This is a genomic window from Halobacillus sp. KGW1 (assembly GCF_001592845.1).
GTDB lineage: Bacteria > Bacillota > Bacilli > Bacillales > Halobacillaceae > Halobacillus.
On record NZ_LSOC01000003.1, the window covers coordinates 127,824 to 140,278 of the forward strand.

At 47.0% G+C, this 12,455-nt stretch carries 14 protein-coding genes; all 14 read right to left on the reverse strand.

Annotated features, from left to right (window positions below; translation table 11 throughout):
* Window positions 1–25: 25 nt before the first annotated feature.
* The 14 genes from yvcK to AXG56_RS09755 all read right to left on the reverse strand — a co-directional run bounded on the left by yvcK (window position 26) and on the right by AXG56_RS09755 (window position 12,360).
* Entirely contained in the window at window positions 26–979 is a 954-nt protein-coding gene (yvcK, locus tag AXG56_RS09690) for a YvcK family protein (protein WP_008634090.1), read from the reverse strand.
* 3 nt (window positions 980–982) lie between these two features.
* Window positions 983–1,861 carry an RNase adapter RapZ gene (gene rapZ / locus AXG56_RS09695; RefSeq protein ID WP_152522225.1) on the reverse strand — a complete coding sequence of 293 codons (879 nt, stop codon included), beginning with the start codon at window positions 1,859–1,861 and terminating at the stop codon, window positions 983–985.
* A gap of 21 nt (window positions 1,862–1,882) precedes the next feature.
* Window positions 1,883–2,353 (reverse strand): 8-oxo-dGTP diphosphatase, encoded by a 471-nt coding sequence (locus AXG56_RS09700; RefSeq protein WP_026578233.1) that lies wholly within the window; start codon window positions 2,351–2,353, stop codon window positions 1,883–1,885.
* Between the two features lie 230 nt (window positions 2,354–2,583).
* Window positions 2,584–3,534 carry a thioredoxin-disulfide reductase gene (trxB, locus tag AXG56_RS09705; RefSeq protein WP_008634082.1) on the reverse strand — a complete coding sequence of 317 codons (951 nt, stop codon included), beginning with the start codon at window positions 3,532–3,534 and terminating at the stop codon, window positions 2,584–2,586.
* Between the two features lie 207 nt (window positions 3,535–3,741).
* Window positions 3,742–4,758: a lipopolysaccharide assembly protein LapB gene (locus tag AXG56_RS09710; RefSeq protein ID WP_008634081.1), complete on the reverse strand. Its 1,017-nt coding sequence runs from the start codon at window positions 4,756–4,758 to the stop codon at window positions 3,742–3,744.
* Window positions 4,759–4,847: 89 nt separating this feature from the next.
* A complete protein-coding gene (hisIE, locus tag AXG56_RS09715; RefSeq protein WP_008634079.1) occupies window positions 4,848–5,471 on the reverse strand; it encodes a bifunctional phosphoribosyl-AMP cyclohydrolase/phosphoribosyl-ATP diphosphatase HisIE in 624 nt (207 codons plus the stop codon).
* Window positions 5,468–6,226, reverse strand: a complete 759-nt coding sequence (gene hisF / locus AXG56_RS09720) for an imidazole glycerol phosphate synthase subunit HisF (RefSeq protein WP_008634077.1) — start codon at window positions 6,224–6,226, stop codon at window positions 5,468–5,470. Before hisF ends, hisIE begins: the two co-directional genes overlap by 4 nt.
* Window positions 6,226–6,957, reverse strand: a complete 732-nt coding sequence (gene hisA / locus AXG56_RS09725) for a 1-(5-phosphoribosyl)-5-[(5-phosphoribosylamino)methylideneamino]imidazole-4-carboxamide isomerase (protein ID WP_062514224.1) — start codon at window positions 6,955–6,957, stop codon at window positions 6,226–6,228. The genes hisF and hisA overlap by 1 nt, the downstream gene beginning before the upstream one ends.
* Before the next feature lie 2 nt (window positions 6,958–6,959).
* The gene (hisH, locus tag AXG56_RS09730; protein ID WP_008634071.1) at window positions 6,960–7,598 is read right to left on the reverse strand and encodes an imidazole glycerol phosphate synthase subunit HisH; all 639 of its coding nucleotides are present in this window, start codon (window positions 7,596–7,598) and stop codon (window positions 6,960–6,962) included.
* Between the two features lies 1 nt (window position 7,599).
* A complete protein-coding gene (hisB, locus tag AXG56_RS09735) occupies window positions 7,600–8,193 on the reverse strand; it encodes an imidazoleglycerol-phosphate dehydratase HisB (protein WP_039870769.1) in 594 nt (197 codons plus the stop codon).
* Window positions 8,184–9,458 carry a histidinol dehydrogenase gene (gene hisD / locus AXG56_RS09740; RefSeq protein ID WP_008634067.1) on the reverse strand — a complete coding sequence of 425 codons (1,275 nt, stop codon included), beginning with the start codon at window positions 9,456–9,458 and terminating at the stop codon, window positions 8,184–8,186. Before hisD ends, hisB begins: the two co-directional genes overlap by 10 nt.
* Window positions 9,455–10,093, reverse strand: coding sequence for an ATP phosphoribosyltransferase (gene hisG / locus AXG56_RS09745; RefSeq protein ID WP_008634065.1), 639 nt, complete (start codon window positions 10,091–10,093; stop codon window positions 9,455–9,457). The genes hisD and hisG overlap by 4 nt, the downstream gene beginning before the upstream one ends.
* A complete protein-coding gene (locus AXG56_RS09750; protein WP_008634063.1) occupies window positions 10,086–11,267 on the reverse strand; it encodes an ATP phosphoribosyltransferase regulatory subunit in 1,182 nt (393 codons plus the stop codon). The genes hisG and AXG56_RS09750 overlap by 8 nt, the downstream gene beginning before the upstream one ends.
* Before the next feature lie 271 nt (window positions 11,268–11,538).
* Entirely contained in the window at window positions 11,539–12,360 is an 822-nt protein-coding gene (locus AXG56_RS09755) for a hypothetical protein (RefSeq protein ID WP_062514226.1), read from the reverse strand.
* Window positions 12,361–12,455: the final 95 nt, after the last annotated feature.

Below are 12,455 nucleotides of genomic sequence, written 5' to 3' on the forward strand. Positions count from 1 at the left end.
ACCCCCTTTGTCGAGAAGTTACCGTTTAAAGCATGGATTGCAGTAAACGGGCAATTTTCTCTGTATCATGACGAAGCATTGGCTTGCTCCTGTCTATGATGTCTTCTTCTATTACTTCTATTCCCATCGATTTGATCCGATCGATGTCATAAACTACCGGTTCTGCATTTTCCTCGGCGTATGCCTTCCTGACACCTCGATCAATCGGCTGATTATGGACAATGACCGACTGGAGTACACCTTCACCGATATGATCGAACAGTGCCTGGATGTGATCTGCTGCCGTATAACCGGAAGTTTCCCCTTCCTGGGTCATCACATTGCAGATATACGTCACTTTTGCTTTCGTTTCCCTTAATGCCTCTCCAATTTCCGGGATGATGATATTTGGAAGGATACTGGTATACAGGCTCCCCGGAGAGATGACAATCAAGTCTGCAGCATTGATTGCTTCGACCGCTTCCGGAAGTGGCTGCACCGGTGTAGGGCTTACAAACACCTTCTTGATCCTTTTATTCTGCTTAGGAATGAGCGATTCACCTGTAACAATGGTTCCGTCTTCCATTTCTGCATGCAGGCTCATCGAATGATTGGCGATCGGGTATATGTTTCCGCGCACGTTCAGCACCCGGGAGATTTCTTTAATACCCTGATAGAAGTCCCCGGTCATCGATGCCATCGCAGCCAGTAAAAGGTTTCCCATAGAGTGACCGGATAAGCCGTTCCCATTTGAGAATCTGTGCTGAAACAATTCCAGAAGCATTGGTTCTGCATCCGACAACGCAGCTACCACGTTTCGAATATCACCAGGAGCCGGGATTGCCATTTCCGTCCGCAGACGACCCGAGCTGCCTCCGTCGTCTGCTACGGTAACAATTGCGGATAAATCAATGGGGAGATACTTCAAACCGCGTAACAAGACCGGCATTCCAGTCCCGCCTCCTACGACGACGACGCGTGGTTTCGTCTTCTTATCCATCCCTTACCGACCCTTTCTCTTCTCAATGTCTCGATGAGTCACGTGGGTGACAAAGTCTGAGGAGAAATATTCGCACAAATGCTCAGCCAATGCGACAGAGCGGTGCTGACCGCCTGTACAACCGATCGCAACTACGAGCTGGCTCTTTCCTTCCCTTTTATACTGGGGAAGCATGAATTGGAGAAGATCCTTCAATTTCTCAAGGAATTTCTGAGTGTCCGACCATTTAAAAACATACGAAGACACCTCTGTATTCAATCCGGTTAGAGGACGCATGTGTTCCACGTAATGGGGGTTTGGGAGGAAACGAACGTCAAACATTAGATCTGCATCAATAGGCACCCCGTACTTAAAACCGAACGACACCATCTGGACAGAAAAGACCTGCTGTTCTCTCTGACGATAGTTCTCTATGATTTGTTCACGTAATTCTTTAGGCTTTAATGTGGTGGTGTCAATAATTTTCTGTGATCTTCCCCGAAGCTCATCCAACATCTTACGTTCTTTCCTTATCCCTTCAAGGGGAAGCCCGTCTTTCGCAAGTGGATGAGAACGCCTTGTTTCTTTATAGCGGGACACAAGTGATTGATCCTCTGCGTCGAGAAATAGAATATGCTCCTGCAACCACTCTTCTTTACCCAGCCGGTCCAGCGAGTCAAATAAGGAATCAAAGAATTCTCTTCCACGCAGATCCATGACAAGAGCCACGTTTTGTATATTATTGCTCGAATCTTTCATCAGTTCCAGGAACTTTGGAAGGAGAGCGGGTGGTAAATTATCGACACAAAAAAAACCGAGATCTTCAAAACTTTGAACAGCCACGGTTTTTCCTGCACCTGACATTCCTGTGATAATGACTAACTGCGTTTCATCTGTATCCATATGCATCGTTTGCATCGCTCCTCATTTTTCAGGCTGAGACGGGTCCAGTTCCTTATCAAGCAACTGGAAGTCCGTCGTATATACAAATGTTCCATATACTTGTTCCTTACTGTTGAGAAGATGGCGGAAAATTTCCCGGTCTCCTTCAGCCATCGGTTTTTGAAGCACGTCGTCTACGTGTACCCACTCCAGTTCACCTTCTTCGCTGATTTCGAGGAGTTCTCCTGTATAGGAAGTGCTGTAAAAAGTGAACATCATCCATTCCTGAACGGTCGTTCCTTCTTCACGCATGACGAACGTGAAAGAACCGCGCATTTCAGGATCTGTGACGGTCAATCCCGTCTCTTCCCAAAATTCACGGACAGCTGAATCTTTGATGTTTTCGCCTGCTTCCATTTTCCCGCCCGGTGCTACATACCATCCTCGGCGCGGCTTTTTCAATAACAGTACATAATCATTCACATGTAATACACAGTTTGCTACACGTTGCATTCTCCAGTCACCTCTGTTTCTTTCTGAAAAGGCATCTTCCCCCATTATACAATGAATACACAGACGCCCACAATGATTGGATTGATACGCCTGGTCCAAAGCGCAAAAAAAGGCACAGATGACATGCACCTGTGCCTGATGGAAAAATCTATTAAAGGGGGGTCAATTGCTTGATTTCATCATAACAAGTGAATGTTTCACACGTGTTACACATGCGTTAAAAAGCTGTGTTAATTGACCACTTTCAATTCTTCTAAAAGGTTCTCGATATAGTGCTGCGCAGATTGAGCGGCGATACTGCCGTCACCAGTCGCAGTGACGATTTGCCGCAGCTCTTTCTCACGAATATCCCCGGCTGCAAAAATACCAGGAACTTTCGTTTCCATGTTTTCGTCTGTTTCAATATAACCTTGTTCATTCGTAATCCCAAGGCTTTCAAAAGGCTTACTCAGAGGATTCATTCCAATATAAATGAATGCACCGTTCGTATCAAATTCCTGCGTTTCGCCTGTTTTATTGTTGTGAAGTGTGACACTTCCCACTTTCCCGTCTTTATCATTGATGGATTTAACAACCGTATCCCAGATGAATTCGATCTTATCGTTATCAAATGCACGGTCTTGAAGGATTTTCTGTGCACGAAGCTCATCGCGACGGTGTATAATCGTAACTTTGCTGGCAAAGCGAGTGAGATATACCCCTTCTTCTACAGCGGAATCTCCGCCTCCTACAACGACGAGTTCTTTATCACGGAAGAAAGCTCCGTCACACACCGCGCAATAGGACACACCACGACCTCCGAGCTCTTTTTCACCCGGTACACCTAGTTCTTTATACTGGGCGCCGGTCGTCACGATGACAGCACGGGCTTTATACTCCTTATTACCGGCACGGACCGTTTTATATTCCTTGCCGTCTATAACTTCTTTAATATCTCCGTACGCATACTCCGCACCGAATTTCTTCGCGTGCTCGAACATTTTATTGGAAAGGTCCGGACCAAGAATGCTTTCATATCCAGGATAGTTCTCTACATCTTCCGTGTTTGCCATCTGACCGCCGGGTACGCCGCGTTCAATCATAAGCGTATCCAGGTTGGCACGGGAAGCGTATACGGCAGCAGTCATTCCAGCAGGACCGGCTCCTGCAATGATTACATCATAAATACGTTCTTCCGTCATTGATTATCCACTCCTTCGTTAGCATAGACACTGTTGTCTGATGTCTTAATCATAATAAATCAAGTGCAACCCGTCCATCAATGTGCTTAAATAAGCGGACTGCAAAACCGCATCGACATAAGACAAGCGCCGCAGTGAAGGACTGGACTTCACAGAAGCGCTCAGCTTATGTCCGTGTATGCAGGAAGGGAAGCCGCAGGATATTTATTATACCTCTTCCCACGGTCCGCCTTCATCCGCCATCTTAGGAAACTGTTTGCAGCCTTTTTCCCAAAGCTGAAGGGCCTTGGAAGGGTTGCCTGTATGATATACAGCAATGCTGTACCATTTATAATAGCCTCTCCGTCGAGTCACTTGTCTATCCTTCAATAGACGGAACCGATCCACGGCTTCCTGATAGTGGCCCGCCCTTGTAAGAATTTCGGCAATTGCCACCTTCTGTTGCTCATGCATCGGATAAACATTACGCAGCAGACGGACATAATTCATCGCTTCCTCCGTCTTTCCCTGTTTTAATAAAAAGACGGCCAGATTCACATAACTTTGGATGTTAGAATGATCTTCTTCCAATATCGAACGTTCAAATTCCAAAGCCGCCTCCTGATCGCCGTTCATAAATAATGCATAGGCATATTTATGCTTCGCAAGCGAAAATTCCGGAAATGATTCCATCATTTCCTCCAGAACACTCAATGCCTGAGGCCACTCTTCGTGCTCTAGGTGATAAAAAGCTGTCTCCTGATAGATAAGAAGTTCATCTTCATCTTCAAATGCCCAATCATCTTCTTCGTCCTCTTCTTCTAAGTTATCCAACATGTCCCGAAGCTGTAAGGCAGCGTCCTCGAACTCTCCGTCCTCTGCCTGTTCCAAATAGGTTTCTACATACTTCTTCGCGTCACTTAAAAGACCAAGATGTGCATAATTGTTCGCCATCAAATAATAGCAATCGACATATTCTTTGCCGAACTGCGCCAACACTTCCGTCAATACCTGATTGGCAGCATGATAAGAACCAACTTCCGTGTACACGACAGAAAGTTGGCACTGATAGAGCGGTTCATCGGGAGAAGCTTCCATCGCTTTTTTCAGCCACTTCACAGCAGCACTGAAACGACGCTTTTTGAAAGCCTGAATCCCATGGGTGAAATAAAACGACCCTGATGGAAGAAATGGGATAATATTCGTATCCTTTTGTGCCGCTGTTTCTTTTAGTGATGTCGTCATGACTGTCCCCCTATTTCCGTTTCCAATCTCACTAGTTATGCAGTATAACATAAATGTCGATATAGAAATAGGAGAAAAAGGTAACAAAATCAGGAGTGTCTCTGCTCCAACACTTTCAGCACTTCATCAAGAGGAACACCACAATCCGTCAGAACCATCATCAAGTGGAACAGAAGATCGGCCGATTCCATAGCCAGTTCTTTCGGATCGTCGTTCTTCGCTGCGATAATCACTTCCCCGGCTTCTTCTCCTATTTTCTTAGCGATTCTGTCGATGCCTTCTGCAAACAGCTGCCCTGTATAAGAATCCTCAGGGAGTGATGCTTTCCGTTCTGCAAGAATCGTCTGCAGTGTATCAAGAATCTGATACCGCTCTTCTTTAGGCTCTACGCCTGTGTTTGTCAGCTCCTCTGAAAAACAGCTGTAGTCCCCTTTATGACAGGCAGGACCAGCCGGGATAACCTGTACGAGCAAGGCATCCTGATCACAGTCATAGTGGATACTTGTTACACGCTGCGTATTCCCGGAAGTCTGACCCTTGTACCAAAGTTCTTCTCTGGAGCGACTGTAAAACACCGTTTCTTCTTTACGAAGGGTTTCTTTCAAAGATTCTTCACTCATGTAAGCAAGTGTCAATACAGTTTTAGATCTTGCATCCTGGACAATCGCAGGGACCAAGCCCTTTTCATCGTACTTCACATCGCTCATATTCATCGCACCGGCACTCCTTTTTCCTTCAAATAGGTTTTCACATTTGCTACGGATGTTTCTTTATAATGGAAGATCGAAGCTGCCAGGGCAGCGTCTGCATCGACCTCCGTGAATACTTCATGAAAATGTTCGGCGTGCCCCGCTCCTCCGGAAGCAATAACAGGAACGGAGACGACTTGCTGAACAGCTTTCAATAGCGGAAGGTCAAATCCGGTTTTTTCGCCATCTTTATTCATGGAAGTAAGGAGGATTTCACCGGCACCCAGTCGAACTCCTTCTTCCGCCCATTCGGTCACAAGCCAGTCTGTCGGTGTCCTCCCGCCGTGCGTGTAAACCCTCCAGTCTCCCGCTTCTTCGTCATACCTTGCATCAATGGCAAGCACGATGCATTGACTGCCGAAAAAATCTGAACCTTCTCGTATTAAATCCGGCCGTAATACTGCTGCGGAATTAAGGGACACCTTGTCCGCGCCGTTCCGAAGCGTCTCCTTCATATCTTCAAGGGTGCGAATGCCGCCACCTACAGTGAACGGTATCGCAAGCTCGGAAGCGACAGCCCTTACGACGTCAATCATCGTTTTCTTCCCTTCATGGGTTGCGGAAATGTCAAGGAAGACCAGTTCGTCCGCTCCTTGTTCATCATACACCTTCGCCAGTTCCACAGGATCACCGGCATCACGGATGTCGACAAATTGGATACCTTTGACAACCCGTCCCTCTTTTACATCCAAACATGGAATGATCCGTTTCGATAACATCAGTCCTCCTCCACTTCTAATGCTTCACGCAAAGTGAATTGATTCGTGTATAGCGCTTTACCGATTATAGAACCGACTACGTGCTTATCGCTGTATTCTTTCAGTTCTGTTAAATCATCCAGTCCTTTAATTCCACCGGAAGCAATGACATTAACACCGGTCTCTACGGCAAGCCGGGCTATTTCTTCCGTATTTGGTCCGGAAAGCATTCCATCTTTAGCAATGTCCGTATAAATAAACGTTTCCGCTCCTGCTTCGGCCAGCTCTTTACCTAAATCCACCGCACGAACCTTGGATTGCTCCAGCCATCCGGCTGTAGAAACGAAGCCATTCCTTGCATCAAGACCGATGGCAATCCTTCCGCCGTATTTCCTCAACAGTTGCTTCGTGGCTTCTGTGTCGCTGACGGCAAGTGAACCGATAATGACACGGTCAACTCCTTTATCCAAGTAGTAGCGTACATCATCTTCCGTACGGATGCCCCCGCCGATCTGGACACGACAATCGAGCTCTTCAGCTGTACGAATAACATATTCCGCGTTCTTTCTTGAACCCGCTTTGGCACCGTCAAGGTCCACCATATGGATCCATGATGCACCGGCTTCCGCGAACTCTTTTGCTACTTCAAAAGGGTTCTCGCCATAAATCGTCTCTTTTGCGAAGTCCCCCTGTTCTAAACGAACACACTTGCCGCCACGCATATCGATGGCCGGGTATATAGTGAAAGTCATGATTATACCACTCCCTGTTTACACATTACTTTGCAAAAATTCTCGAGCAGCTGCATCCCTGCCCGCCCACTCTTTTCCGGATGGAATTGACTTGCAACGAGATTTTCTTTACCGATGATCGCAGGAACTTCGACATGATAGTCGGAAGTCGCATAAAGAATTTCCCTGGCTTCAGTCCTGGCCACATAAGAATGGACAAAGTAGACATGTTCCGCTTTCACATTGGCAAGGAGAGGCTCGCCCGGCTTGTGAATATCAAGCTCGTTCCATCCCATATGAGGAACCTTATAAGACTTACCTTCTTCATCTACACCTGGAAAACGGGTGATGGTTCCTGGAAAGAGGCCTAAACCCTCCGTCCATCCGCCCTCTTCACTGGATTCGAATAGCAGCTGCATACCAAGACAGATCCCGTACAACGGAACACCTCTCGATACCTCCGCTTTGATGAATGGGATGAACCCATGAAGATCGAGAGCTTTCATCGCATCTGGGAAGGCTCCCACACCCGGCAGTATGTAGCCGTCGCAACCTTCCAGCAGTTCGGGACGGTCTCCGATACAATAGTCGACACCGATTCGCTCCAGCGCCTTGGAAACACTGAATAAATTGCCCATTCCATAATCAATTATTCCGATCATTTCACAAACTTCCTTTCGTACTCGGCACACCCTTCACACGCGGATCAATGGTCGTTGCTTCATCTAAGGCTCGCCCAAGCGCTTTGAACATAGCTTCGATAATGTGATGGGTGTTTATGCCGTGGTGTAGAACAATATGTAGGTTCATCCGCGCTTCGACTGCAAGCTTCCAGAAGAACTCATGGACGTTCTCCGTATCAAATGTACCTACCTTATCTTTGGGAAGTTCTGCTCTCCATTCCAAGTGCGGTCGATCACTCAAATCAACAGCCACCGTTACAAGCGTTTCATCCATAGGGAGCGTCATAGACCCGTAGCGCTTCATCCCGTACTTATCCCCGACAGCCTTCCTCAGTGCCTGTCCAAGGCAGATGCCTATGTCTTCGGTCAAGTGGTGATCATCCACTTCGATGTCCCCTTTACCATCCACCTTTAAATCGAACAGTCCATGCTTCGTAAACAGCTCCAGCATGTGTGACAGAAAGGGCACCTGCACATCCAAATCCGCTTTCCCCTGCCCGTCTACATTGAATTCCAGTCGGATATCTGTTTCTCTTGTCGTACGTTCAATTGCTGCACTTCTCGTCAATTCCATCGCTCCTTCCTGATTTCTACTGCTCTGGCGTGACCTTCGAGACCTTCAAGACGCGCAAAGCGGGCAATTTTATCTGCATTTCTTTTCAAGGCTGCCTCGCTGTAGGATATAACACTGGATTTCTTTAGAAAATCGTCGACCGTCAAAGGGCTGGAGAACCGGGCTGTACCGTTCGTCGGAAGCACGTGGTTGGGTCCAGCAAAATAATCCCCGACAGGTTCCGAGCTGTAAGGACCTAAAAAGACGGCTCCGGCGTTTTTGATCAGAGCAAGGTCGCGGAACGGATCCTCTGTTAGAACTTCCAGGTGTTCCGGTGCTATTTCATTCACCGTATCCACGGCCTCCTGCCATGTATCACAAATGATGATCATTCCGTAGTCTTCTACACTCTTTCTGGCAATATCTGACCTTGGCAGCACTTTAACCTGCGTCCGCACTTCTTCCTTTACAGCTTCTGCGAGCGCTGCACTTGTTGTTACAAGCACGCTTGAAGATCGCGCATCATGTTCCGCCTGGGAAAGGAGGTCGGCCGCCACTTCACCCGGAAACGCTGTGTCGTCAGCGAGGATGGCGATCTCACTGGGACCAGCTATCATATCGATATCCACATCCCCGAAAACTTCCCGTTTCGCAAGAGCCACGTATATATTGCCGGGACCGGTTATTTTATCAACAGGAGCTAAACTTTCTGTTCCATATGCCAATGCCGCAATCGCCTGGGCACCGCCCACTTTGAACACATTATCCACGCCCAGAATACGCGCCGCGACCAGGACACCCGCCGGCACTTTGCCATCACTTCCAGGAGGAGTGACCATGACAATACGTTCCACTCCGGCTACCTGCGCGGGAATGACATTCATAAAAACAGAAGATGGATAGGCAGCTGTCCCTCCCGGCACATACACACCTGCTGCTGCGATTGCTGTAATCTTCTGGCCGAGAATCGAACCGTCCTGCGTGGTGTCAAACCATGAATTCGGGAGCTGCTTTTCATGGAATCGGCGAATATTTGCCGCTGCCTCTTCCAAGATTTCTACATACCCGCCCTCTAGCGATTCGTAAGCCTCCTCGAATTCTGCTTCCGACACTTGGATGGAATTCAGCATAATACCGTCAAACTTTTGTGTGTAGTCTATAAGTGCCTGGTCCCCCATGACTTTAACATCCTGGATGATAGACTGCACCGTCTTCCGCTGCTCTTCTGTTCCTTGATCAACACTTCGCTTCAAGGAGATCCGGTCACTCTTCTTTACTATCTTCATGCCTTTTCTCCTTCCATGACCAGACTCAAATTGGTAACCATCTGTTCGATTTCCTCACTTTTCAGTCGGTAGCTGACCGGGTTCACAATTAAACGGGACGTAATTTCTGTGATTTTTTCATATTCGATCAGACCGTTCTCCTTAAGCGTACGACCTGTCGATACAATATCGACAATTCGATCAGCGAGACCGATCAGCGGTGCCAGTTCGATGGAACCATTAAGCGGAATGATTTCTATCTGTTCTCCCTGTTCACGGAAATAGTCGGAAGCGACTTTGGGATACTTAGTCGCAATCTTTGGAGCAATTCTGCTGAGCGGCTGATCAGGAAGACCAGCAACAGCAAGGTAACAAGGGCTGATTTTCAAATCGAGAACTTCATATACATCCCGGTCCTGTTCAAGTAGGACGTCCTTGCCGGCGATGCCGATATCTGCTGCCCCGTACTCGACATAAGTCACGACATCCATCGGTTTTGCCATCATCACTCGGATATTCTCATCAGGAAACTCCAAAATCAATTTTCTTGATTCATCAAGATCGGCGCCCAGTTCATAACCTGCCCGCTTCATTAGTTCCGCTGCTTCTTCATAAATACGTCCTTTCGGCATGGCAATCGTCAATGGTTTACTCATTCCCGCTACCACCTTTCGTTACATCCACCGTTTCTGCTAACTCCTTACGAAATGCTTGAATATCCGGGATTTGATCCATATGCTGAAGCAATACTTTTCTCCCCGTCTCCCGATAGTCAGAAGCTAGAGAAAGACCCTTCTGAAAGCTGTCATCATCGACAATGATTCCTACCCGTTCGTCGCTTCCTTCCCTCTCGTCCAATGCTTCCACTAGACGTTCCAGGTGAATGGCAAAGCCTGTAGCTGATGCATTCAGCTGGAAAGAAGGAAGCAGTGTATCGTATCGGCCGCCGTTGCAGAGCAGCGCACCTATGTGTGGTGCATACCCTTCGAATAGAATTCCTGTGTAGTAGTCCATATGGCTGATCAAATTCAGGTCGAAATGAATGTAGCGTTCGACGCCATATTGTTTGAGCAGTCGGAATAACTGCTTCAATTCATTTACCGCCTGCATACATGATTGATTACGGGCAAGGGACCGGCTTGCATCGAATATTTCTTCTCCGCCCTTCAAGTTTAAAAGCTGGAGCAAAGCATCCTGCTTATCCCCGCTGATCGTAAGTTCCTTGACCGCTTCTCTATATCCCACATAATTCTTACGGTATAAGTAATTCAAGAGCTTTTCCATTGTTTCCTGCTCTTCTCCGAGGAGGTCCTGGAAAAATGCCTTCACATAGCCGATATGCCCGACTGTAACGACAAAGTCCTGCAGCCCCGTCCGTTTCAAAGATTCGACGAGTAGTGCGATTACTTCCGCATCGGCATATGACGAATGATCACCAATCAGCTCCGTGCCTACCTGCTCGAACTGGGCAGGCTTCCCGCCTTCCGTCTGTTGCGCACGGAACACCGGTCCATCATAAGCAAGCCTGAGAGGGAACTCTGAGTTTTTAAGCTGGGATGCAGCCACTCTTGCAATTGGTGCGGTCATATCCGGGCGCAGCACCAACGTGTGTCCCTGCTGATCGAGAAGCTTGAACAATTGTGTATCAAGCGTAGCACTCACTTTTCCAACTGTTTCGTGATATTCCATGATCGGCGTATCCATAAAAGAATAGCCATAAGATAAGATTGTATCGGCTAATTTTTTACGTGCATTCGTTTTTTGATTATGAAAGAAGGGCAGCGTGTCTCGCATCCCTAAAGGTTTTTCAAACATTAGACGTTTAACCAACGGAACTCATCCTTTCCCCAAATCCTTTAGTCTGCTAACATGCTAACAAAATAAAGATAGTGCGTCAAACATCTTTTCCTTTTTTTGCTTTTATTCATCAATGATAGCAGAAAATGTCGAAATATTTCTGTAAATACGACATCTTATCATAAAAATATGCTTGAAATAGACGCTTTTCTCGTTTATTGCTAAAAATGGATTATATTTATTGCCTTCTGTTAACCTTTTCTCGAAGCACAGAAAAAGAGCCCCTCCATTAAGAAAGGCTCTTTTATCTTTCCCTTGTATTCATTAAAAATAAGAAAGCAATTAAAGAGGCTGGAATCTTCCCCCTCTCTTTCCACTCAATCAAACAGCCGGGCATCTTCTCAAACCGGTCCGCCGCTTCCGAAGGGATCGCACCACGCTTGATCATTGCCCATTCCTTACCAGCTTGATCTTTAACAAGAAAATGACCGATAAAGGCATCCCCTTCTGCAGTCCAGCGCTTATTATCCGTCCCGACATAGACAATCGTACGTTTCCCGGATTCCCGGTCTTTTGTTTCTTTGGTATAAGCGACGTACTCACCCGCATGGTTCTGAACGTACCCTCGCCAAGCAAATCCTCCTTTTTTCTCCATCGTGTACAAGAGGTTTCCTTCTCTGTCCGTCACTTCACATTCAAAGGAACGAATGTCAGACACAGAAAGCAATACAGAAAGCTTTCTCCAAAGCGGATACTTCCCCAGTTTCCTTTCCTCTGCTTCTGCATATACGGCTCCATCCATATCCACCAGCACCGCATGGGCGGAATCTAATGTTTTCTGACCGACATACATCCTGCCTAGGACCCTCTCAATGGTCAAGGACGTTTCGTCAGCCTTGACATGCATATCCGTTTTCTTTGCTTTCTTCCAATCAACAAAACCAGTTCGCAAAAGGCCGATTCCGCCCAGCGTGAAAGCGAATGAGTATAAACCCATGAATGCAATAGAGACAGACCGGTACCAAAATAGTTCAACAAGGAAAAGAACCGCTAATATGGACAGCACCGTCCCTGCCAGCAGTTGGCGTTTCGCATCCTTTTTAATAAGTTCCTCTACACTCGTCATATGTATCCCTCCTCTAACTGTTTCTACGGTTTGACTTAGAGAAAGGTTCCACTTCGCTGAAAACTGACTGTTGTTAACAAAAAAGCCTCTCCTAA